Source organism: Bacillus sp. M13(2017) (genome assembly GCF_002218325.1).
GTDB lineage: Bacteria > Bacillota > Bacilli > Bacillales > Bacillaceae_G > Bacillus_A > Bacillus_A thuringiensis_K.
This window is the reverse complement of the sequence record NZ_KZ268501.1, coordinates 180,403-203,960: the sequence shown is the minus strand read 5'-3', so window position 1 is coordinate 203,960 and position 23,558 is coordinate 180,403. Positions and strand designations below refer to the sequence as shown.

The following is a 23,558-nucleotide window of genomic DNA, read 5'->3' as shown; positions in this document are numbered from 1 at the left end:
AACTATTTTTTCTCTGTCAATTTAACTAAATAATTATGAACAACATCCATTACAATTTTATATTCTTCATCTTTAAATGTATCGAACAATAATTGATAATCGTTATAAATATCAAGTAATCCATCAATGATTTCTTGACGATTCGTCTTAACACTCACTTTTTTCGAGTTGTTAATTGACTTTAACTTCCCTAAATCTAATTTATTCATACCTGCTTTATCTTGTTTCATTTTCTTCAAAATTGCATTTGCCGTTTGAGCATTGGCGAGTAACGTTAAATCTGATTCATCCGCTTCTAACCATTCACCATCCGTAATCCGTGACAATTCATAAATTGTATCTTCCCATGCGTCATTCTTATATCTCCATACTTCTGTACGAAAACCAACAATACGGAAAACATCTTTATCATATCCAGTTACTTGCACAAGATCACCAAACGTAAAATTATAATTTAATTCAATCCACTCCGTATCGCCCTTTTTCATATCTTGCTCTGTAACGTGCTGCAATGTTTGCTCTACGTAAAAGCCATCGTGATTATTGACTTCGTATACATAAACTCCATCTAAAACCTTCATATTTGTGATTTTCCCAACGGTTCCATATAGCGTAATCACGACTATGTCCCCTACGTTGTATTTAGGTTGTTTTTTTCTTGCCATCTCTATCTCTCCTTTTTTTGACGTCGTGATTTTGATATCAGTATATGCAACCTACATAAAAACGCTTATCACAGAAGCTTATATTCATAAATTTTTTCAATAAAAAATATAATCTTATAAAATTTACATTACACTCAAAAAAAAAGCTAGTAACTAGACTAGCTTCAAATCAACAAATTTCATAATAAAAAACATACAGAATACTTCACTTTAAATAAAGTAATGTATTCTGTATGTTTTCAAATAGTTTTTATCTATCTTGTATGTATAAATCCCAGGCTTCATCAAATATAGACATACTTTCTAGCATTCCGCTCAACTCTAAGTATGAACTAATTTCATCATAGTCTTCAGATTGCTTCGGAAAACTTAAATCATCATACATCGCCTCTGCTAAATCTGAAATTTCATTTCTAAATAAAGCTGCACGATGCTTCATCATATAATGGTAAAATGTCTTTTTCAAAAATATTCCCTACCTTTCTAACTTGGGTACATTATACAAGGCAAAAAAGAAAAAAACCAGCATAAAAGCTGGTTAAAAGTCGAAATAATTTCTTTTTAATAGACGTGGTCTTCCCATTAATTCTTCATATGTTAGTTGTTTTGGTAAATCTTTCGTGTAAATTAAGAATAATTGATCTTCAATTTCTTTTACTGTATGGTCTGATTGATAGTCCATCCCGCACGAGGAACAAGAAATACATGGTGTCTCTTGGATTTCAATGGCTTTCGTACCATCTGGTAATTCCCAATATACAGTATTCAAGCTTTCTTTCGCTTCTGTACTGTCACACCACATACAATTCATACTGCATCACCCTCAGTTTTTTTGTCGTTTTCTTCTAATTTAGCCATTTGTGCTTGGTATTTTTTATCTTTTAATTGATCGCGCTTATCACGTTTATCTTTTAAAGATGCATGAGTATCATTATCTTCGTAGTCTTTACGACGGTTCATACGCTGTAAGTCGTCTGGAACGAGGTTAAATTTCTTATCGCTCATAAGACCTGCGATACCAACATCTGAACGTTTTTCTTCGTAGTTCGGATAAATCTCTTTAAAGTATCCTTCCGCTCTTCCTGGAATATAGCTCTCTGGCTCTGGATACGTCGTAATAACACCTTCAAAGTTACGAAGTACAACTTTATCTGCACTTTGTGAGATTAAATAGTTTGGTTGAAGTGCAATTTTACCGCCTCCACCTGGCGCATCAACAACGAATGTCGGAACAGCATAACCAGATGTGTGTCCACGTAAACCTTCAATAATTTCAAGACCTTTAGATACTGGTGCACGGAAGTGACCGATACCTTCAGATAAGTCACATTGATAAATGTAGTATGGACGTACACGGATTTTTACTAAGTCATGCATAAGTTTTTTCATAATTGGAACGCTGTCGTTAATACCAGCTAAAATTACTGCTTGGTTTCCGACTGGAACACCAGCATTCGCTAACATTTCACATGCCTTTTTCGATTCTTCAGTAATTTCAATAGATGTATTGAAATGTGTATTTAACCATACTGGATGGTATTTTTTAATAATGTTACATAAATTTTCTGTAATACGTTGTGGGAATACTACTGGTGCTCTCGTTCCGATACGAATAATCTCAACATGCGGAATCTCTCTTAAATTTTTTAATACATATTCTAAAATTTTATCGTTAATTAGAAGTCCGTCACCACCTGAGATTAATACATCTCGTACTTGTGGCGTTTCACGAATATAAGTAATTGCATCATCTAATTGTTTCTTCGGTACACCCATTCCAATTTGTCCACTAAAACGACGGCGTGTACAGTAACGACAATACATAGAACATTGATTTGTTACTAGGAATAGTACACGGTCTGGATAACGATGTGTTAGCCCTGGAACTGGTGAATCTTCATCTTCGTGAAGTGGATCTTCTAAATCATATTTTGTTTTATATAACTCTTCCGAAATCGGTACTGATTGCATCCGAATCGGACAGCGTGGATCATCAGGATTCATTAGCCAAGCATAGTATGGTGTAATGTTTAACGGGATCGTTTTCGTTGAAATTTTAACGCCCTCTTCTTCTTCAGGTATTAAGTTAATCACTTTTCTTAAGTCATCTAACGTTTTGATCGTATTCGTTAATTGCCAAACCCAATCATTCCATTGCTCTTCAGTAACATCTTTCCATAATTCGATATCCTTCCAGTGACGATTTGGTTTGTATACATCATGTAACATTGCTATTCCCCCTTTTTATACGCTCATTCTTTATATAAGCAATAGTTATGCCAACTTTACATTGTTGATAAGTAATTGTGCGGAGAACCCTATTACATAAGCGAAAAAATATTTTTAAGCGTTGTATGAAATCAATACTTAACATCATATTCATTACTATTTATATATGTAAACGCTCTTTTATTCGTGCAAACACATAAAAACCGCCGATTATTCGGCGGTTTTGTCGTACTTGCTCAGTTTATATTGAAGCGTTTGACGAGGGATACCCAACATTTTTGCGGCTTGTAATATATTCCCTTCCGTTTCAATCAACGCTTGATCTATCAATTCTTTTTCTGTTTGATGAAGTGCTTCTCTAAGTGGCATTATACCCTTCTTCTTCGAAAACGTCTCTTTCCGAAATATACGTGGTAAACAATTGGCTGTTAATGTATTTCCTTCTGCAATAATAACAGCATGTTCAATCGTATGTTTTAACTCCCGGACATTTCCAGGCCACTGATAAGCTTGCAGTCTATCTTTCGCTTCCTCATCAATTTGAAGTACACCTTTTTTATAACTTTTATTATATTCTTTCAAAAAATAAGATGCTAATAATAGTACATCCTCAGTTCTTTCACGAAGCGGTGGGATATATAATGAAAATACGTTTAAGCGATAATATAAATCCGTGCGAATTTTATTCTCTCGTAAACATATTTCTGGAGGCTGGTTCATCGCGGTAATAACACGAACATCTACTTTTCTCGTCTTATTATCACCAATTCTTCTAATGACTCCATCTTCTAACACTCGTAACATTTTTGCCTGCAAATCAAGAGGCATTGAATTCAGTTCATCTAAAAATAATGTACCACCATCAACCAGTTCAAATAGCCCAGCTCTTTCAATCGCTCCTGTATAGCTTCCTTTTGTCGTTCCAAACAATAAACTTTCTAGTAGCGACTCTGGTAAAGCTGCACAGTTTTGTGCAATAAATGGCTTATTTTTTCTTTTAGAAGCTTCATGAATTGCTTGTACGAACAGTTCTTTTCCTGTTCCTGTTTCACCATATATTAAAACATTCGCGTCTGTTGGTGCTACTTTTTGTGCTAACTCTTTCGTCTGTTTAAACCGCGTATCATTTGTCACTATCGTCTCAAATGCAGCGTGCTTTTTAATCACTTTTTTTCTAGATGATCGCTTTATTTTCGACTGTAAATCAACAATTGTGTCAGTAAGTTTTTGAATTGTAGAGTAATCCTTTGCAATTTCAACAGCCCCAGCAATATTCCCATCTATAAAAATAGGTAATGTCGTATTTACTGTACAAACATCTTCACCATTTAAATTTTGATAATGCTGTACTTGATGTACGATAGGTTTTTTTGTATCTAGTACTTTCATCAATGTACTCGTTTCCCTTGATAAAGACGGGAACGCTTCTAACAGATGTTTCCCTAACACTTTTTCAATCTTCGATCCATCGTGTTTTGCAGCTACAGAATTATAAAATATTGTAATTCCATTCTCATCTACAGCGTGTATAGCCTCATCAATACTGCCCAAAATCGCTTCAATGACTTCTTGTGTCGAAACTGCTAGCAATGTCATCCCCCCTCTTGCCGAAAATTCAGCAATTATATGCCGAATTTTCGGCATACCTATGTGCGATTGTAAGCATGACGATTCCGTTCTATAATTTTGATCAATTTTATATTTTCATTAGATAACTCGAGACTCTAATTAGTACGGCTTTTCGAACACCCAGCTCCACCTAACTGTTTTGCTTTACAGCCAAATTTTGAGGCGAAATTTTTACTGCTTTCGAATAGCTAGATAGATTTTTCACCCATATATTCATATCTTCCAACTTATCGAAAATGTAACAATTATTCGCCAGTCTTCCTGTATACGTATAGCCTAACTGATGAAAGGCAGCATTCATTCCGAAAGAAAGCGATCGAGCAATTGTATAGGAGCAGAAAATAGATCTTTCTCGAAGCTCTTCCTCTAATTTAATTAGTAAACTTTTCATAAATCCATGTTTACGATATTCAGGTAAAGTAGCACAATTTGTTAATTCTGCATTCCCTTCCTTTATGTTCATTTCTGCAGATGCTGTACTAATAATTTTCCCCTCAAATTCATATACGTAGTAAATTGTATCGTCTTCTTTCATCGTCTGTAATACATAACTCGCTTCATTTAAAGGTGTCGGATACACTTCAAACACTTTTCCGAATACAATTGCTAATTCTTCTGCATCTTCTTCAGTCGCTTTTCTCAGCAAAAATTCCTCTGGAACTACTTTTTCTTTTATTTCTTTTGCTTTTACACCGCTTAATATAGTATCTTCCTCAGTCCAATACATACTATTTCGTCTTTCATCATTATTATATTTCACGAAAAAGTATGCATCGTGTCCTTGAAAATAATGAGGTATCGTTGCTTCCAACAAAAAACCGAAAGAGAGCCATGTTGAAACATGCTCTCCCTTTCCTTTAATAATGCATTTAGTGAAAGAATGTTTCTCTGCTAGTTCGTCAATTGTCTGTATAATACTTTCAACATTTCCTGTATAGTGATCTACCCGGATACGTTTATTAAAATAATCTAAAACGCCTTCTACTGTATAACAATTCGTCTGTTCTCTAAAAGATTCATAGTATTTCATTTTTTCACCTCACACCAATCTAGTAATGTACATGCAATAATTTTTGCGGCAGCTATCATTTTATCAACTTCTATATATTCGTTTGGATAGTGTGCTACTTTCGTCTCTCCTGGACCAAATACTATTGTTGGTACGTTTGCAATTTGTGTAAATAAACCTCCATCAGTCCCCCACGGAGATGCTTCAATAATCGGTTCGTTCCCTTCGATTTCAACAAAGTTGTGATGAAGTGTCGTAATGAGTTCATGATTCTCTTCTAGTTCACCAGGAACCCATCTCGCTCCAAACCATTCTACTTCTACTGGATTTTCAACAAACCAATTGTCCACATCATTTAATTCAGCAATCCAATTCTCAAACTCTTCTTTTGCCGCCTCTATAGTCTCATTCGGCGCAACACCGCATCTTCCTTCTAAAATTAATTCATCGGGAACAGAACTTGGCCAACTCCCTCCTTCAATTTTCCCAATGTTAATTGGAATCGGAATCGGAATTCCTTTAAATAACGGATCTGTAATTCGACTATTTCTTTTCTCCTCTAGCTTTCTTACATGTTCTATAACAAACATACTTTTTTCAATTGCACTAACCCCTTCATAGCGCGTTCCACCGTGTGCAGCTTTCCCTTTTACACGTAGACGAAACCACATGGAACCTTGTTGTTTCGGGAAAAACTTCATATTAGTAGGCTCTGGAATAATGACACCATCTGCCTTATATCCTCGTAATATAGTTGCTAATGTCCCAGCTCCGCCACTTTCCTCTTCTATTACACTTTGAAAATAGATGTCTCCTTTTAATTCAATGTTAGATTCAATAATCGCTTCCATCGCAAGCATAAGTGCGACATTTCCGCCTTTCATATCCGTCGTTCCACGGCCATATATACGATTTCCTATTTTCTCACCGCTATAAGGATGATGTTCCCACTGATTCACATCCCCTTCTGGAACTACATCAATATGCCCATTTAATATCATAGATTTCCCGTCGCCACTTCCTTTTAAAGTTGCTACAATATTTGGGCTATCTGAAAAACTTGTACGGGGTGATACAAAATAAGGATGATCTTTCATTTTAGAAAAAGAAGGCTCCCATATATCAAGGTCTAAACCTAATTCACGTAATTTTTCAATCACAATTGCCTGCGCTCCGCTTTCATCACCAGATACGCTCTTTTCTTGAATTAATCGTTTTAAAAATTTCACACTTTCCTCTTCATGGCTCTCAATATAATCACAAACTTGCTTTTTTAATTGCTCCATATATTACATCTCCCTTCATTCAATTACTAGTAAGTTAGAACTAATTTGAAAATCAGCTTCTGTATGTCGTTTTACATCTTCTACTGTGTATGGGCTCATTAATTCTAGTAATATAAGTCCACTCGGAGTTACCTCCATGACTGCCATATCAGTAATAATTAAATCTACACATTTCTTTGAAGTTAATGGCAATGTACACTCTGAAACAATTTTTGCATTTCCGTACTTATCAACATGATTCATCACAACAACGACCCGCTTCGCTTTTTGTGCTAAATCCATTGCTCCACCAATACCTGGAACACGTTTTCCAGGTACAATCCAGTTTGCTAAATCACCATTTTCACTTACTTGTAATGAACCAAGAATCGTTATGTCTAGCAAACCTTTTCGAATCATACCAAACGCTGTGCAACTATCGAAATAACTCGCTCCTGTTATAAGAGAAGTTGGTAAACCTGCTGCGTTACACAAATTTTCGTCTTCATTCCCTTTACTTGGCGTTGGTCCCATGCCGACGATTCCATTTTCCGCATGAAACATAACATTTATATCGTCAGGCAAATGATTTGGTACAAGCGATGGTATGCCAATACCTAAATTTACAATCATGCCATTTTGTATTTCTTTCGCCGCTCGCCTAGCAATCTTATCCCTCACTTCTACGCCCATACCCATTTCCAGTTCACTCCTTCCGACGGTACAATATAATTTACGAAAACACCTGGAACGACAATTTCCTCTGGATCTAAACTTCCAAGCGGAACTATTTCTTCTGCTTCTACAATTGTTATATCCCCAGCCATAGCTACGTGAGGATTCATATTTCGTGCACTTTTGTCAAATACAAGGTTACCAAACGGATCTGCCTTTTTCGCATATACAATTGAAACTTCAGCAGTTAACGCTGTTTCAACTAAGTAGGTCTTACCATCCATTTCAACTGTTCGTTTTCCCTCTTCCACAATCGTATCAACACCAACATCAACTAAAACACCACCAAGACCAACGCCACCAGCGCGAATGCGCTCTGCTAATGTTCCCTGCGGAGAAAACTCAATTTGTAATCTTCCCTCGTTTAGTTGCCTTCCTGCATTTGGATTGGAGCCAATGTGAGAAGTAATTAGTGATTTAACTCTTTCATTTGTAACAAGACGACCGATACCTACATCAGGAAATCCAGTGTCATTTCCAACCAAATTTAAATTTGTAATGCCTTTTTCTAAAATTGCCTGTATTAAAGATGGAGGGGATCCAATCCCTCCAAATCCCCCAAACATTAATGTCATATCATCATGGAACAAAGAAATTACTTCCTCAATTTCTTTTAATTTACCGAATGTATTTGTAATAGTTGTCATGCGATACTATGCCCTCCTTTTTGCATCATCTCTTCCACACTTTTAGAGAAAATTGAAAGTAATTCATCTAACTCGGAATATGTAGTTGTCATTGGCGGTGCTACAAGCAGTGCACTATCTTCTTTTCCTGCTTGCCCTGAAACGGCTTGGTATAAAAGTAGCCCATTTTTAGCTGCAACTGAAATAAGCTCTGACGCTTTTGTAAACGGTTGCAATTCTACTCCGATTAGCAACCCTTTTCCGCGCACATCAGCAATGATTGTCGATTGTTGCTGAACTTTCTGTAAGCCTTTTATTAAATACTCTCCCTTTTCTGCTGTTTTTTCAGGGAGATTATGTTTCTCCATATATTCAATAACAGCTAAAGCCGTTGCTGCAGACAAGGGATTTGCACTTAACGTATGACCGCTCATTACTGAACGTGATCCACGTAATATTGGTTCCATAACACGATCACTTACAACTGTCGCTGCCATCGGTGTATATCCCGCTCCTAACCCTTTACCAAGTGTCATAATATCCGGCTCTACACCCCAATGCTCCATCGCAAACCATGCTCCAGTACGACCAAGCCCAGTCATTACTTCATCCGCAATAAATAAAATATCGTAATGATTACAAATATCTTTAATGACTTTATAATAGTCCTTCGGCGGAACAACCGCGCCTCCAGCTGCTCCGATAATCGGCTCAGCAATAAAAGCAGCAATATGCTCTGCACCAATTCTTTCAATTGATCTTTCTAGTTCAGTCGCACATGCCAGCTGACAAGTTGGATATACCTTTTGAACAGGACATCTGAAACAATATGGAGCTGGTATAGTAGGATAGTCTTCCAAAATAGATACAAAACGTTGTCTACGTAGTGGGTGACCAGACATCGATAAAGCACCCATCGTAATGCCGTGATAACTCATCCATCTTGATAAAATTTTATGTTTCCCTTGAATACCTCGCTCTTGAAAATGCTGAATTGCAATTTTCATAGCTGTTTCATTCGCTTCCGTACCACTATTTACAAAAAAACTCCAGTTCAAATCTCCTACACTTAAATCACTTAACTTCTTCGCTAATTTTTCAGCTGGTTCACTCGTAAACTGTGATCTATAAACGAAAGCAATCTCCTCAGCTTGCTTTTTAATAACGTCTGCAATCTCCTTTACGCCATGCCCAATACCTGCCGTAATTGCTCCTGACGAACCATCAAAATATTTATTGCCATTTTGATCATACAAATAAACACCTTTTCCATGTGAAATCATTGGATACGGCTGACCAACAAGTGGTTTAATTAAGTAATCGCGCATAGCGCTCCCCCATTTCTCCAATTTGTATATATATATGAAGAAAATTGACGTTTCTTTCATAAAAAAGAATCCTCTGCAAAAGCAGTGAATTTATCAAAAAACTATTATAAAATATACAAATGAGTGCTTAAAAATATTTATAAAACAGAAAATTCAGAACTCTAAACGAAGACCAATCCTTTTCTATACGCCCAAATAACCCTCCCTTTTATATGAAATGACTACATCACCAAATGTTTTTATAGCATAATGTCAGCTGTCCTTAAATGCCGACATTCTGTACACTTCGACGGAACTCCCGTTAAACTCCTTCCTATTATCCTACTTTAAATTGCATATTTTAAAACAAATTTCGACACCCCACCTTACTAATCAATTCAAATTCCTATTTATTATGTAAACTTTTCATTTTTAAACTATAAAAAAAGAACCGATTAACCACACTAATCAGTTCGTCATGACGCTCTCTTATGGGTTAATACTGTCAATTGCTAAAATAAATAGAAAAATGAAGTTTACAAATTCATCCTACAGCTTATAACACAAAATCTTTTCATAACTTCATTCACAATTACTATCGGGATATCCCTATCCCGAAGTGGCACTCCTTTTCTCAGATTTAAATTATCTTTCCTTTATAATTTATGTAGGACAATTATCACTTTGTATGTGTATTTGCCTATAATTAAAAAAATCCCTAGTTTTCTAGCGATTTTTGGACATGTATTCTATATGTTAATTGAAATGCACTTACAATTTGGCATTTATTTTACTTTCATACAGTCATATGTACTGCTTTACTCTGCGAAATACTCATAAGCACCAGCACCTCTTTATGACAACATATTTGTTGTCAATTTTTAATTTCCCCTCTATAAAATCATTTTTTTCGCATAACCGCTTTCTTGCTTCGCATATAGTTTTAATGATGACAAAGGAGGAATGTTCATGTCTCAATCTGAAATCGAAAAATATGGACAAGAAGTTACACAATACGAACAGCTCGCACGTTACTATCAGTTTCGTAATCCTAAAAAATATATAGAATTATATATGAAATATTACGATGCACTATCAAAACTTGTACAGGCGTATGAAACAAGAGATTCACAAGAAGCTGCTTTACCTTCACATATAAGAATTTTTCATGCCAATCCAAATATACCGGCTGTTGACATTTTAGTAAACGAACAAAAAGTTATTAAAAATATTTCATTTAAGCAATTCAGCCCTTATTTATCATTAGTACAAGGTAAATACCGTATAGATATTGTTCCTGTCGGAAATGAAACTCCAATCTTTTCAGCGCTGGTACCAATAATGGGAAATCATACTTATACTCTTGCTGCAATAAATAGTGACAATCACCTACAATTACAACCTATACTTGATAATACACATTTACCAGCTGGTCAAGCCAAAATACGCTTTGCACATTTCTCTCCAGATACCCCTGTTGTAAATGTAGATTTAAAAGATGGGGATCATTTATTTGAAAATGTACTCTTTAAACAAATAACAGATTTTTTGCAAGTTAGCCCTGGTACAGCAGATATTGAAATTTCACTCGCAGATAATAAAAACGTTTTACTGACTATACCGAAATTCAATGTTGAACCAAATGTTATTTATACAATTTCAATAGTAGGTTATTCAACTAAAGATCCTAAATTAGAAGCCGTCATACTCACAAATTAAAACAGTCTACACCATTCATTTGGTGTAGACTGTTTATTTTTGAAATGCAATTTGAAATTCTGTCCAATCGTTATCTGATCGACACATAATGGACCCATTATGTTTTTCCACAATTTGTTTACATACAAATAATCCAATACCAGTTCCTAACTTTTTAGTAGTTACAAATGGTTCAAAAATCGTTTCTACATTTTCAGCTGGAATCATTGGTCCATTATTTTTTATCACAATTCGAATAGCTTGATCTTCTTCAAATACATCGATGATAATTTTTCGTTCTTCTTTCATTGATTCAAGAGCATCAATTGAATTCATTAATATGTTTAAAAATACTTGTCTCACTTCACTTCGATAACCAACAAGCGGAATTGGATACGGTAAGTTCTTTTCAATCAAAACATTCGCATTGACCAAACTCGGATATAAGAATTGTATAATGTCTTGAAACAAGTCATTAAGCCAAAACCGTTCCGATTCATTCCACATTTCTTTTTTCGATACGAGTAAAAATTGCGAAATACGAAAATTTAATTGGTCTAATTCATGCGAAATAATATCTAAATACGATAAACTCGGATGATCTGCCTTTAATAATTTGACAAACCCCATAATGGAAGTAAGCGGATTACGAAATTCATGTACAAAACTAGCTGACATTTGTCCTAAAATCGTCAGTCTTTCTTTATGTGTTTCGTTAATATATTGCTGTTTTTCCTCTAAATTCTTCGATATAATTTCCGAGTATTTTAAAACGGTATAATAAATTAATTTGTCAAAACAAGTATGTATTTTTGCCATAATTGGTTTCAATTCACGAGCACTAACATCTAATTCACACATCGCTTCGAAAAGTTCATTTCTTCCCACGTTTGCGTTATAAACAAAATCTCCAATATTCGCATCTGCTCCAGCACGTTCAATAGCAATTTTCTCGCATAACGGTTGAAGATAATTTATATCTTTATCTTCCATAGTAAGTTCGATAATTAACTCTAGTAAATCCTCTCCATTTTGAACTACTTCTAGTTTAAATGGATCTTTTTCGGAAATTATCATTTTGTTTTTCCAGTTCTCTACGAATTGGTGCCTATTGTTTTTCAAGTGTGAACAAAATATTTCTTTAATATCCTTATCGATTGGAAAAACCTCCATTCCCTCCATTTCCATACGACGAATACCCTTTATATTTTGAATATTAACACAAAAAATAAGATTCGTTAATAGATTTTTGTCACATTTTGTTAATTTCTGTTGATAAAATTATTTTTTTCTTTCTTATTTAACTAATTGTATGTAAATCCCCTTTTTCCTTCACATATTTTCATTATTTCCTTAGTCAAAACGACTTTTTTTTGCATCATTTTTAATTCTTGCGTACAATAGAAAATGAAAGGTGTGAAAAATATGGTAAATAAAAATGTGGAAGATTATCTCCAAGAAGGCATTTACGGCCAAAAGCAAAACAAACCAGAAGAACGTAATATGTATTTAACTACATTACGTGAGCGTGTGGAAATCGCTTTAACGATCGGTCAAGTAATGCAAAGTAATGTATACTCTGAAGTGGCGGGTAGCATGCGCTCTTCTCAATCATTACAACTCCTCCTAAATGGTGGCATTGCTTACCCACATTTATCAAAATACATTAAATTAGCAAACGAAAAAAATGTTCCTTTTACAATTGTTCAAAATAAAGATACAAAAACACCAATCGGTTTAGTATTAACTCATGCTACTGCTGTAGATAAAGAACAAATTTATGTAGAAGATACTATTTTCAAACAAGAAATGAAGTAAAAGTTACACTTAATTAAATAGTTACTAGAAGCGTAAAAAACGAGTATGGAATCGTAAACATTTCCTACTCGTTTTTTAGCGCAAGTTTTAAGTTTTTCTACTTTATTTTTTAATACATACTAATTTCATTTCTGTCATTTCTTCTATTGCATATTTAATTCCTTCGCGCCCCGTGCCACTTTCTTTCACGCCACCATAAGGCATATGATCTACTCTGAACGTTGGAATATCATTAATCATGACACCACCAACCTCTAGCTCATCAATTGCACGCATTGCTTTAAATAAATTATTTGTAAATACCCCTGCCTGTAAGCCGTAACGCGAATTATTTACTTGCTCAATCGCTTCATCAAATTCTTTAAATGTATTTACTGTCATGAGTGGACCGAATACTTCTTGGCACTGCACAGATACATGATCTGGAACATTTGTTAATACAGTTGGTTCAAAAATTCTTGCATCCTGCTTTTTACCACCGCATAAAACAGTTGCTCCTTCCTTAATTGCTTCTTGAACCCACATATCAATTCGCTCTACATCTTTTTTTGAAATTAAAGCTGATACATCCGTTTCCTCAAGCAGTGGATCACCAACAACAACTGATTCCATCGCTTTCTTTAGCTTCGAAAGAAATTCATGTATTTTCGTTTCATGTACAAAAACACGTTGTACGGAAATACAAACTTGCCCATTATTAACAAATGCTCCCCATTTTACACGTTCAATTATTTCATCTGTTAACTCTACATCTTCATCAATAATAACAGCAGCATTTGAGCCTAGTTCTAACGTAACTCGTTTTAGCCCAGCCTTTTGTTTTATTCCGATTCCAACTTTTGGACTTCCGGTAAAAGTAATAGAAGCAACATAATCATTTTTGACGATTGCCTCACCAACCGTGGAGCCAGGGCCAGAAATGATATTTAAAGCTCCATTTGGCAATCCTGCCTCTTTAAATAACTCAACTAATGCATAAGATGATAATGGCGTTTGATCAGCTGGCTTTAATACAACTGTATTTCCGGCAGCAATTGCTGGTCCAACTTTATGCGCTACTAAATTTAATGGGAAATTAAATGGTGTAATAGCCCCTATAACCCCAATCGGCTTTCGGATTGTATATGCAATACGCCCATTCGCACCAGGTGCGGCGTCTAATGGCAATGTTTCACCATATATACGCTTCGCTTCTTCAGCTGCAAATTTGTACGTTTGAACAGTACGATCTACTTCTCCCCTTGCAGCACGTATTGGTTTGGCAGCTTCTTTTGCAATAATCTCTGCAAATTCTTCTCTTCTTTCATCCATTTTTTGTGCAACTTTCTCTAAAATAGTCGCACGATCATATGCAGATAATTTATTCATTTTTGTCATTGCATTTTTTGCAGCAGTAACAGCCTCTTTTACATCTTCTTCCGTTCCTTGTGCAATTTCCGCTAATGTTTCTTCAGAATATGGTGCGTATAATGGTTTATACGTGTTTACAGTTTTCCAATCTCCATTTATATATAAATGCTTTTTCATACTTCTTCTCCTTCCAAATATATGTATACAACAATATTTCACCTAGTGAAAGAACTGACTTATTTCATTGTATCATAGCCCCTATCCCTCAAAAAACATTATGCTCAAAAAAACTCTGCTATATAGCAGAGTTTACGAGCTAATTTGCTCTTGTAACGAAATTTGTTTTTCATCTTCTAAAATAACAATCGATTCTACTATCTTTGTAACTTCTAATCTTTTTATATATCGTCCATCTAATTCTTTCACACAAAACTTATAATTTTCAATTTCAATGGAATCTTCTTCAGCAATCTCTATATTCTTCGTTAAAATCCAACCACCGATTGTATCAACACCATCATCATCAATCCCTAAACCAAATAACGTATTCACTTCACTAACAAGTACTTTTCCCTCTAGTATCGTCTTCGTTTCACTAACCTTTTGAATTTCTGGCTGCTCATCCGTATCAAACTCATCCTGAATATCTCCAACAATTTCTTCCAGAATATCTTCAACAGTAACAAGTCCAGATGTTCCACCATATTCATCTATCAATATAGCAATATGTGTTCTTTCTTTTTGCATTTTTAAAAACAAATCATGAATTGGAATAGAATCGATAACTAAAATAATTGGTCTCATATATTGCTCTACTGTCTTCTTATTAGCAGCTTTATGTTGTACAAATTCAGTAAAAATATCTTTAAAATTCACAAAACCTATTACATGGTCTTTGTCGCCATCAACAACTGGATACCTTGTATATTTTTCACGAGACATTTTTTGCAAAGCTTCTTCAGCAGGCATCTCTTTACTTATAATATTCATTTCAGTTCGAGGTACCATTATTTCTTTTGCAATCCGATCATCAAATTCAAAAATTTTATTCACATATTTATATTCAGATTGATTAATCTCACCATTTTTATAACTTTCTGAAACTAACAACCGTAATTCTTCTTCTGAATGTACCTCATCATGCCCCTTCGGCGGTTTCAGCCCTAGCAGCTTCGTAATGATTCGAGCTGAACCATTTAATAGCCAAATGAATGGGAATGCAATACGATAAAAGAAAATTAACGGCTTAGAAACAAGTAAACTCACCTGTTCAGATTTTTGAATTGCAAATGTTTTTGGGGCCAATTCCCCTATTACAACATGTAAAAAAGTAATTAACAAAAACACTAAAATTACAGCAAAAATGTCTGCTAGTTGAGTAGAGATATTCCAATTTGCAAAAAGCGTATCAAACATTTGCTTTAACGCAGGTTTACCAAACCACCCAATTCCTAAAGCTGTAACAGTAATTCCCAGCTGACAAGCAGATAGATATTCGTCTAAGTTTGTAATGACTGTTTTGACCGATGTTGCACGATTATTTCCTTCTGCAATTAAATAGTCAATTCGTGAACTTCTCACTTTAACAATTGCAAATTCTGCTGCAACGAAAAATGCCGTTAAGGCAATTAAAACAATCACTATACTTATACTATATATGTCCAAATACTTTTCCTTACTTACATTGTAAGCAAGGAAGCCACCTCCTACTTAATTTTATTCAAGTGAAGTAAGCATTCTAATACTCTAACAAAATTCTACATTAGCAACCACCTTTTTATATATTATATGCATACATAAAAAAGATATTTATCATTATGATAATCTAATTCATTTACACTCGTCAAATTATTCTAAATGCTACGATAAGACATTTTTATTTAAACGAACTATTCTTCTTAACTCAATTTCGTGAAAAAACACTTTCTTTGCCGATTCCACACTTCTTTTGTCGCACTAGAAGGGAACTTACTTTATAGCTCGAAATCATTCAACAGGATATATATAGGAGGGATTATTTTGGAATATAAAACACCATTTATCGCAAAGAAATTAGGTGTTAGCCCAAAGGCTGTTGTTCGGATCGCGCAACAATTAAATCTTACGATAGAGAAAAACAAATATGGCCACTTTATTTTCACACAAGAGGATGTCGATCAAATGTTAGAACACCATCGATTTCAAATAGAGCAATCTCAAAATTCTCAATCTACTCAAAAAGCTTCCTCAGATGAGGTTGAGGAATTAAAAACTCAAGTTAATACAATTGTTCAAAACATATCATCGAATGATTTTGAGCAATTAACTAATCAATTAAACACTATTACGAGAAGACTTGATCGAATGGAAGAACAAATGCAAGATAAGGCAAATGATGTCGTCACGTACCAACTTTTACAACACCGTCGTGAAATGGAGGAAATGTTAGAGCGAATTCAAAAGTTAGAAGCTGCCCTAACGAAAGAAGAACCCATTTATATTACTCCTGATTCAAAACCAACATATGAACGAGAAAAGAAACCGAAGCGCCGCAAAATGATTTTTAGTATATTTGGATTATAATTTTTAGACCCTTATTAAAATAATAAGGGTCTTTTTTAATGAAGAGTTATATCCTATACAAATATTATTCTCTTTATTATACATATTCACTTCGCTTTATTTCGTTAACATAATATTTTTACTGTATTCTGCAATTAATGCCTGTGCATGAGCATTCCCTTGAATCACATCACGAAATTCTTTTAAAGAATACAAATGCGTAACCCCTTTTCGAGCATGAATTCTTACTGGTACACCTTGTAAAGTATCATGAAACTGAAATGGATTATCTATCGGTTCAATTGGAAAACCAAGTGTAAGTAAATACATATACATTCTTTTTGTTACTGCTGCAATGTACCATTCAGCTTTTGTTTCTAACGCATGTATAAATAAAATAGCTGTTAGCCTTTTGAAATGTCCTCTCCCACGAGACGTTTTCGAAATACTTAACTTGCCTATTTCATACACATTCTTCAAATCTTTTACTAAATCATTTTTAGAAAACGGATAGAAAAACTCAGAATTCGATTGCTCAGGTACCGTATACTTAATACATTCTACTGTACCAATAGGATGTTCATCTTCTATTAATAAAAATCGTGATGGATTTAAATTACGTTCTACGAACATTAAGTTTCTTTCTTCACAAAAATCTCCCCATAGTTGTTCGAACCCAAAATGTTCTTCCTTTGTTTGAACACGCTGGAACATATTTAACCGCCTTTCCCATCGCCGCTCTGTTTTTTGATAACGCTTTCACTATCTATCATATAAGAACAAATCTTCGTATGCAACTAAAAATATTTATGACTTATTATATTCTGCAAAATGAATTAGATTCCAATTTAATCGACTTTTATCCCGCGCTCACATTCCTTTTAATAACACATTTGTATCACTTTTCAAATCTAAATTACATTATGTTTCTTTCTATACAGCATATAATTCTTCTTAATCTAAAGAAATCCTTTATGAAAAAGGATTTCTTTTACTTCTTAATGCTTTTTAACCATTTTTCAAAAATTTGTACCATCCCATGTTTTCCAGCTAATTTCTCTTCCCCTTGTTTCGTCTTATATGGATATAACTGCAAGAAAACACCGCATCCAGACTCAATTTTTTTACTATGCATATGGCTTCCTGGATATACACAAATGACTTCATAAATTGACCTTCGATAATAGACTCGCTTTCCATCCTGTTCTTCTACATACTTTATAGACCAGTACTTATACATTTGCTCAGTTGCTTTCGTATTTCCGACATGCTGAAAAATATTGTACATTGGACTATACTTCACTTCAATAATAATAGAAGATTTATATACGTATTTCCCACCTTCTTTTACATAACAGTCTAAGCGAATATCTGGCTTCTTCGTATCCTCACCATTGTAAAAATTACTACCTTTACTTAATGCAATAAGAGGATGTGTTTCAATTAAGTCATTAAATGCGACATGCACCTTTATATCATCTCGTTCTAAAACTACTGTCGTTCCATCTTGTAATCCATCTACATAAAAATGTTCTTGTATTTGTTCACGAATGGAGTTTCTAGCCTCAAAACCAATTTGCTCTAAAATTGAAATAACGATAAAAAAAGCGTAATATTCATACACTAAAAACGTTGGCTTATAAACAAATAATAACGATGGAGATTGATCCGTATATTGCGGGAGTACTTCTAAATGATGTAGTAATTGTTGATGTGGTATCGGTAAATCATGTAAGTTCATATTACTTGTTTCAGTAACTTCCCTCCAAAACGAAGAGTGCATTAACATTTGAAAGTATTGTACATTTTCATGCACAATATGCGCCAATATTTTATATTCTTGTATTTTCATTGAGCTCTTTCGTAAATCGGCTTCTTTTAGTAAATGTATATTTTTATATTTTTGCTTCTCTCTATCGGTTACTGATCCATTACGCTCAATTGTTTGTATAATCGTTTTTACAGCTTGAAACTCTTCTGATTTTTTCTTTTTTTCTCTTTCTAAGATTTCAATTGTTTGACGTAAAAAGCTTTTAGCTTCAATTAAATAATGATAAAATTGCATCGCTTTATATTTAAGAAATGCATTTTCCTTACTATTTTTTTGTTCCATAAACTTACGATTATAATGTTTGGCATAAGGTTTTCGTTCTGCCACTATAGTTCCTTTTCTTGTTGGCTTTCGCTCTTTTCCTTCCCATTTATATTCATTTATAAATTTTGAGCTTGATTCTATTTTCTTAAAAATTGGCTTTATCATTTTCATTTTTTGGGGTAACTTTCTAAGTAACACTAAATAAGAAGAATCCTCAATATCGCTAAGTGCAGAGAAAGTCTTTTTATAGTAACCTCTATCCAAAATCAACTCATTTAAAATTGACTTCACATAGTCTTGAATCATTTCAAATTGATCATCAAAAAAATTTTTCGGTACGATTTGAAATGCGCCATAATACGTTGTATCTTCTATACGCACTTCAAAATGGTATAGACCACAGCGCCATGGATAAAAGAATTCTGTTTTCCCATGTTCATATATTAATACTCTTTGTTTTTTTTCATTTATTTCATATTGAGCCTCTTTTATATTTTTCTGTCCCTCATATACTTTATTCCATATAAAAGTAATATTCATTGGGATTTCATAATTGTACTGCAATCTTATTGGTTTTAATTCTTGTACTTTATAAATACATTGAACTAATGCTGTAGTAGATGTACAAAGACGATTTAATAAAATATAATCTCCTTTCCCCTCATTTCCAATGATTAGCTTTAATACAAAAGGGAGCGTTTCATTCGTATCAACGATTTTTGTTTCGTAACGCCCTTCATTTTGCATATCCATACAACTCCAGTTCTCTACGTTTTTCTCGTATATATGCTAAAGAGTGTTCAAATGTAGATACTCTGTTAGCAAGTGCAGATTGCAAAAGAGGTACTAAGGTCGCCCCCCTTTTTGCTTCTTCAGAAAGTAAAGGCCCAACCATCATTTCGGTCCCTCTGATTTTCGTCAATACACGCTGCTTTATTTGTAAATCAAACCCCTCTTCTCTACTGATCATATAGGTATGGTTATTTTGGAACGGTATGTTTTGCAAATAAGTCGCAATTGCATTTGCACATCGGAAAGAAATTCCCTTAGACGCGTCATGTGATGACAATACGACATGCAACTTATCTAATAGCTCTAATTCTTCTTCAGAAAATACTTCAATCATCGCTTTATTTCTCATCCAATTTATCCGAAATTCTCCCGCTGTTACTTTCAAAGGTGGATGTAATACGACTTTCCCCTGTTCCAGGCCCATCTCACAAAACGGAATTTTCTGTAACGTTATTAGGTTCGTTCGGTCTAATAATCGATCAGAGAGCTCTTTCGTTGTTTCATCAAAATTCACAGTACCTACAAATATAATATTTTCTCCAATTTCAATTGTTGATGGAATTGAACTCTCTATGTCCTGTACACCCTCATACAAGTTTAAAATACGATTTTTTGTTTCAAGTTCAAGAACAGATAGAAACGGAGTAAACCAATGCTCAATATGAGACATGTTCATTTCATCAAAAACGATTATATACAGTTGATTTGGATTTTCTTTCGCCTTCATTAACGTCCTAACTAACTTCGTGTCACTTTCAATAAAAGTACCATTTGGATGAAGGTAACCAAGTAAATCATGTGGTTCTTGATACGATGGCGAAATTGGAATCCAAACCAACTCTTCCCCATACTGTAACCCTAATGCTTCTGCATAAGTTTGCACAAAACGCGATTTCCCAACACCCGGTATACCACCAAGAATCGTTAACATATTTGTTTTTACACTTATATGGAAATTATAAATATCCGTTTCATCCAAATATAACCCTTTATTATGCACCATACTTTGTACATACTGTAAAAAAGACGATTCACGCTCATCCCATTCCCATTCATCTTTTTGCACTTTTATATCCTCTACTTCAACTAGCTTACCTTCTTCATGCATTCGTTTTTGTAAGTGCTCATACACATGATCACTTACAAAATATAATTGATCCTCTACCGCTATTTCTACATACTTCGTCCAGTCACTGCAGTTTATATATTTACATTCACGTTTCTGTTCAAAATAGGCAATTGAGCTAATTGATGACTTTAAAGATATGTTTCCATACAGTCTTCCATCGTGCCACAATAATTCGGGAGACTCAAAGTCTTTCGGAAATTTTGGCATAAGAAATGATAAATAACCGTTGCTAAGTTTTCGTTCTAAAGATTCTCTTTTTTTATTATTTGTAACTTTAGGTGCCGGAATCATTTTATAGCTACTTGCTATTTCTTTCGGTTCTTCTGTACATATTAACTCCACGTATACATTTCCTCTTTCATAATAAAGACGAAACATTACTAGTTGCTTTTCTAATTTCCTCTTCTTTAATTCCGAAAAGATTTTTTCATTCTTTTTATTGCTACATAACCCTTCAAATACATATAGTTCATTTGCAAATTGTTCCTGTAAAGTGAATGGTATTGGCGATAAGCATTGTACAAAGAAATTTTCTCCACTCTTCTCTTTCTCAGCTTTTGTAAATTTCCCTAAAAATCTCATATAGTACATTCGTTTTATAAAACTTGGTTGAAGAGCTTTATGTAATTTCACCATAGTCACCTTCTTTTTTCATACTATTCTTAGTGTATGAAAGAAACGAAAAACTAGAAATAAAAAACCTGACATTATCCGCCAGGTTCAAAATGAAAACTTATATTAATGAGAAGGAAATGCTTTTTTCTCTTGTAAAATTGCATTATGAGCAATTTTCATTTTCGCAAGTACGTAACGTAATCGATCTTCAGCGTTTTCATCTTTACTTGTTTGTAATTCCGCCAAATTTTCAACAGAACTTGCTAAATTTTCAATGACTCCTCTCAGTTCAGGATGATGATTAAAAAAAGATTCTTGCACTAATACTTTCCTTAACTCACTAGCTAAATCAATTATTCTAGACAACTGTTCTTTTTTTTCCATTCTCATCCCTCCTGAATATCTTATGTAGTAAATATTCTCTAAACGAAGAAAAAAGCCCTTTAAATGAAAAGGACTTTTTACATTTTTATATTTCCAGTTAATAACATATACAGTGATGTGATAGCCGCAATAATAATTGCCCACATCACATATTTCTCTGCACCTGCAAAGCAACGGTTCCCTTGTTCTTTTCTTGCAAACGTGTAAACAATAATTCCAATTCCATACACAATTGAAACGAGTAGTAAATTCTTTAAACCAGCTGCATAAAGAAGCCATACAGAGTAAATAGAAGCAATTAAAGCTAACGCTCCGTTTTTGAATTTAGCGTCCCTTAGCTCGTTTGTAATGACTAATTTAAATTGGAATAACGCTGATAATAAATATGGTAATAAAATTGATGTTGATGCAATGAAATACATAATTTGATATGTTGATTCCGAAAACAAAACGATGATAAATATAATTTGGGCAACACCATTTGAAATCCATAATGCCATGTGCGGTGTTTGCTTTTTATTTGTTTTCGTAAAGACTTTCGGAAATACGCCATCTTTTCCTGCTACATGAGAAATTTCAGAAACAAGTAAAAACCAGCCAATTAATGTACCGACAAGTGAAGCAACTAATCCGATGTTAATCGCAACTGCACCCCATGGACCAACAACGTGCTCTAATACATGTCCCATTGACGGAGTTTCTAACACAGAAAGTTCGCCTCTTGTCATAGCTCCCATTGACAGGACAGAAATTAAAATATAAATGGACATTACTAAAATAAGTCCCAATACTGTTGCCTTACCAACATCTCGACTATTCTTCGCTCTTCCAGATAATACAACCGCTCCTTCAACTCCAATGAAAACCCAAAGTGTTACAAGCATTGTATTTTTCACTTGACCAAGTATAGCGGAAAGTGAGATCGTTCCTTCTCCCCAAAAATCATGTGTAAATGTGTCCCAGCGAAAGGCTGTTACCATTACAACAATAAATAAAACGATTGGAACTAACTTCCCTATTGTTGCGATAACATTCATAATAGAAGCTTCACGGATCCCAAATAAAATTAGAAAATGAAGTGTCCATAATAAAAGTGATGCCCCAACGATAGACGCAACATTATTTCCTCCCTTGAAAATTGGAAAGAAATAACCTAATGTACTAAACAGTAACATAATTGTTGCGACATTACCTAAGATTCCTGCTAGCCAATATCCCCAAGCACTATTAAATCCAATATATTCACCAAAACCAGCACGTGCATAACTATAAATTCCACCTTCAAGTTCCGGTTTTTGTCTTGCTAACGTTTGATATACGAGCGCAAGGGGAATCATTCCCATCGCTGTAATACACCAGCCAATTATTATTGCACCACTGTTTGCTCCTACTGCTAAATCATGCGGTAAACTAAAAACACCGCCACCAACCATTGTTCCAACTACTAATGCGATTAATGGAAAAAATCCTAACTTCTTTTCTATTTGTACCACCCCATCTGTCATTCTAGGTGTTATGTTCGTTCAACTATTAAAGTCACCTTTTTCTCTAATAGACGTTTCTCTTATATTTTTTCAGGAAAACATTACTTATTCTAAAAGAAAATGAGCAAAAATGGAATACTTTTTTGAAAAAATGTATAAGTATGCACAAAAAACCGCTCATTTTGTA

General features: G+C 34.2%; 21 protein-coding genes. 3 read left to right on the top strand and 18 right to left on the bottom strand.

Features of this window, described 5'->3' with window-relative positions:
• Positions 1-2: 2 nt before the first annotated feature.
• The 10 genes from CGQ22_RS07290 to CGQ22_RS07245 form a co-directional block, all read right to left on the bottom strand.
• Entirely contained in the window at positions 3-665 is a 663-nt protein-coding gene (locus CGQ22_RS07290; protein ID WP_000101499.1) for a hypothetical protein, read from the bottom strand.
• A 250-nt stretch (positions 666-915) separates the two neighbouring features.
• Positions 916-1,131, bottom strand: coding sequence for a YozE family protein (locus tag CGQ22_RS07285; RefSeq protein ID WP_000750717.1), 216 nt, complete (start codon positions 1,129-1,131; stop codon positions 916-918).
• Positions 1,132-1,203: 72 nt separating this feature from the next.
• Complete coding sequence (locus CGQ22_RS07280; RefSeq protein WP_000995763.1) at positions 1,204-1,476, bottom strand: YokU family protein; 273 nt, start codon at positions 1,474-1,476, stop codon at positions 1,204-1,206.
• A complete protein-coding gene (gene kamA / locus CGQ22_RS07275; RefSeq protein WP_089148449.1) occupies positions 1,473-2,894 on the bottom strand; it encodes a lysine 2,3-aminomutase in 1,422 nt (473 codons plus the stop codon). The genes CGQ22_RS07280 and kamA overlap by 4 nt, the downstream gene beginning before the upstream one ends.
• 210 nt (positions 2,895-3,104) lie before the next feature.
• Positions 3,105-4,490: an arginine utilization transcriptional regulator RocR gene (gene rocR, locus CGQ22_RS07270; RefSeq protein WP_080029637.1), complete on the bottom strand. Its 1,386-nt coding sequence runs from the start codon at positions 4,488-4,490 to the stop codon at positions 3,105-3,107.
• Between the two features lie 163 nt (positions 4,491-4,653).
• Positions 4,654-5,553 carry a putative beta-lysine N-acetyltransferase gene (gene ablB / locus CGQ22_RS07265; protein WP_000878604.1) on the bottom strand — a complete coding sequence of 300 codons (900 nt, stop codon included), beginning with the start codon at positions 5,551-5,553 and terminating at the stop codon, positions 4,654-4,656.
• On the bottom strand, positions 5,550-6,818 hold the full coding sequence (locus CGQ22_RS07260; RefSeq protein ID WP_000436690.1) for a peptidase: 1,269 nt from the start codon (positions 6,816-6,818) through the stop codon (positions 5,550-5,552). Before CGQ22_RS07260 ends, ablB begins: the two co-directional genes overlap by 4 nt.
• Positions 6,819-6,833: 15 nt before the next feature.
• Positions 6,834-7,496, bottom strand: coding sequence for a CoA transferase subunit B (locus CGQ22_RS07255; protein WP_000525274.1), 663 nt, complete (start codon positions 7,494-7,496; stop codon positions 6,834-6,836).
• On the bottom strand, positions 7,481-8,179 hold the full coding sequence (gene atoD, locus CGQ22_RS07250) for an acetate CoA-transferase subunit alpha (protein WP_000208101.1): 699 nt from the start codon (positions 8,177-8,179) through the stop codon (positions 7,481-7,483). The genes CGQ22_RS07255 and atoD overlap by 16 nt, the downstream gene beginning before the upstream one ends.
• A complete protein-coding gene (locus CGQ22_RS07245) occupies positions 8,176-9,486 on the bottom strand; it encodes an aspartate aminotransferase family protein (protein WP_001205879.1) in 1,311 nt (436 codons plus the stop codon). Before CGQ22_RS07245 ends, atoD begins: the two co-directional genes overlap by 4 nt.
• Positions 9,487-10,434: 948 nt before the next feature.
• On the opposite strand from CGQ22_RS07245, the gene CGQ22_RS07240 reads away from it, so the two are divergent.
• A complete protein-coding gene (locus tag CGQ22_RS07240; protein WP_089148448.1) occupies positions 10,435-11,184 on the top strand; it encodes a DUF4397 domain-containing protein in 750 nt (249 codons plus the stop codon).
• A 33-nt stretch (positions 11,185-11,217) separates the two neighbouring features.
• Here CGQ22_RS07240 and CGQ22_RS07235 read toward each other — a convergent pair whose 3' ends face one another.
• Positions 11,218-12,351: a BA2291 family sporulation histidine kinase gene (locus tag CGQ22_RS07235; RefSeq protein WP_000425086.1), complete on the bottom strand. Its 1,134-nt coding sequence runs from the start codon at positions 12,349-12,351 to the stop codon at positions 11,218-11,220.
• Positions 12,352-12,588: 237 nt separating this feature from the next.
• Between CGQ22_RS07235 and CGQ22_RS07230 the strand changes: the two genes are divergently transcribed.
• Positions 12,589-12,981, top strand: coding sequence for a YueI family protein (locus CGQ22_RS07230; protein ID WP_000247560.1), 393 nt, complete (start codon positions 12,589-12,591; stop codon positions 12,979-12,981).
• Between the two features lie 102 nt (positions 12,982-13,083).
• Here the strand turns inward: CGQ22_RS07230 and CGQ22_RS07225 are convergent, their stop codons facing one another.
• Positions 13,084-14,508, bottom strand: coding sequence for an aldehyde dehydrogenase family protein (locus CGQ22_RS07225; RefSeq protein ID WP_000716477.1), 1,425 nt, complete (start codon positions 14,506-14,508; stop codon positions 13,084-13,086).
• A gap of 132 nt (positions 14,509-14,640) precedes the next feature.
• Positions 14,641-15,996, bottom strand: a complete 1,356-nt coding sequence (locus CGQ22_RS07220) for a hemolysin family protein (RefSeq protein WP_000356249.1) — start codon at positions 15,994-15,996, stop codon at positions 14,641-14,643.
• 354 nt (positions 15,997-16,350) lie between these two features.
• On the opposite strand from CGQ22_RS07220, the gene racA reads away from it, so the two are divergent.
• Positions 16,351-16,893 carry a chromosome-anchoring protein RacA gene (racA, locus tag CGQ22_RS07215; protein ID WP_000456019.1) on the top strand — a complete coding sequence of 181 codons (543 nt, stop codon included), beginning with the start codon at positions 16,351-16,353 and terminating at the stop codon, positions 16,891-16,893.
• Positions 16,894-16,989: 96 nt separating this feature from the next.
• On the opposite strand, the gene CGQ22_RS07210 is transcribed toward racA, so the two are convergent.
• From CGQ22_RS07210 to CGQ22_RS07190, 5 genes are all read right to left on the bottom strand, one after another.
• Positions 16,990-17,586 (bottom strand): hypothetical protein, encoded by a 597-nt coding sequence (locus CGQ22_RS07210; RefSeq protein WP_000487795.1) that lies wholly within the window; start codon positions 17,584-17,586, stop codon positions 16,990-16,992.
• A 277-nt stretch (positions 17,587-17,863) separates the two neighbouring features.
• Entirely contained in the window at positions 17,864-19,714 is a 1,851-nt protein-coding gene (locus CGQ22_RS07205; protein WP_001178723.1) for a hypothetical protein, read from the bottom strand.
• Positions 19,704-21,521, bottom strand: a complete 1,818-nt coding sequence (locus tag CGQ22_RS07200; RefSeq protein ID WP_139032741.1) for an AAA family ATPase — start codon at positions 21,519-21,521, stop codon at positions 19,704-19,706. The genes CGQ22_RS07205 and CGQ22_RS07200 overlap by 11 nt, the downstream gene beginning before the upstream one ends.
• 105 nt (positions 21,522-21,626) lie before the next feature.
• Positions 21,627-21,887, bottom strand: a complete 261-nt coding sequence (locus CGQ22_RS07195) for a LemA domain protein (protein WP_089148446.1) — start codon at positions 21,885-21,887, stop codon at positions 21,627-21,629.
• A 77-nt stretch (positions 21,888-21,964) separates the two neighbouring features.
• The gene (locus tag CGQ22_RS07190) at positions 21,965-23,392 is read right to left on the bottom strand and encodes a basic amino acid/polyamine antiporter (RefSeq protein WP_000129445.1); all 1,428 of its coding nucleotides are present in this window, start codon (positions 23,390-23,392) and stop codon (positions 21,965-21,967) included.
• Positions 23,393-23,558 lie beyond the last annotated feature (166 nt).

Bases quoted from the DNA above. Each gene is read 5' to 3' on its own strand.
- CGQ22_RS07290 (WP_000101499.1), bottom strand. From the start codon at position 665: ATGGCAAGAAAAAAACAACCTAAATACAACGTAGGGGACATAGTCGTG.
- CGQ22_RS07280 (WP_000995763.1), bottom strand. From the start codon at position 1,476: ATGAATTGTATGTGGTGTGACAGTACAGAAGCGAAAGAAAGCTTGAAT.
- kamA (WP_089148449.1), bottom strand. From the start codon at position 2,894: ATGTTACATGATGTATACAAACCAAATCGTCACTGGAAGGATATCGAA.
- rocR (WP_080029637.1), bottom strand. From the start codon at position 4,490: ATGACATTGCTAGCAGTTTCGACACAAGAAGTCATTGAAGCGATTTTG.
- ablB (WP_000878604.1), bottom strand. From the start codon at position 5,553: ATGAAATACTATGAATCTTTTAGAGAACAGACGAATTGTTATACAGTA.
- CGQ22_RS07260 (WP_000436690.1), bottom strand. From the start codon at position 6,818: ATGGAGCAATTAAAAAAGCAAGTTTGTGATTATATTGAGAGCCATGAA.
- CGQ22_RS07255 (WP_000525274.1), bottom strand. From the start codon at position 7,496: ATGGGTATGGGCGTAGAAGTGAGGGATAAGATTGCTAGGCGAGCGGCG.
- atoD (WP_000208101.1), bottom strand. From the start codon at position 8,179: ATGACAACTATTACAAATACATTCGGTAAATTAAAAGAAATTGAGGAA.
- CGQ22_RS07245 (WP_001205879.1), bottom strand. From the start codon at position 9,486: ATGCGCGATTACTTAATTAAACCACTTGTTGGTCAGCCGTATCCAATG.
- CGQ22_RS07240 (WP_089148448.1), top strand. From the start codon at position 10,435: ATGTCTCAATCTGAAATCGAAAAATATGGACAAGAAGTTACACAATAC.
- CGQ22_RS07235 (WP_000425086.1), bottom strand. From the start codon at position 12,351: ATGGAAATGGAGGGAATGGAGGTTTTTCCAATCGATAAGGATATTAAA.
- CGQ22_RS07230 (WP_000247560.1), top strand. From the start codon at position 12,589: ATGGTAAATAAAAATGTGGAAGATTATCTCCAAGAAGGCATTTACGGC.
- CGQ22_RS07225 (WP_000716477.1), bottom strand. From the start codon at position 14,508: ATGAAAAAGCATTTATATATAAATGGAGATTGGAAAACTGTAAACACG.
- CGQ22_RS07210 (WP_000487795.1), bottom strand. From the start codon at position 17,586: ATGTTCCAGCGTGTTCAAACAAAGGAAGAACATTTTGGGTTCGAACAA.
- CGQ22_RS07205 (WP_001178723.1), bottom strand. From the start codon at position 19,714: ATGCAAAATGAAGGGCGTTACGAAACAAAAATCGTTGATACGAATGAA.
- CGQ22_RS07195 (WP_089148446.1), bottom strand. From the start codon at position 21,887: ATGGAAAAAAAAGAACAGTTGTCTAGAATAATTGATTTAGCTAGTGAG.
- CGQ22_RS07190 (WP_000129445.1), bottom strand. From the start codon at position 23,392: ATGACAGATGGGGTGGTACAAATAGAAAAGAAGTTAGGATTTTTTCCA.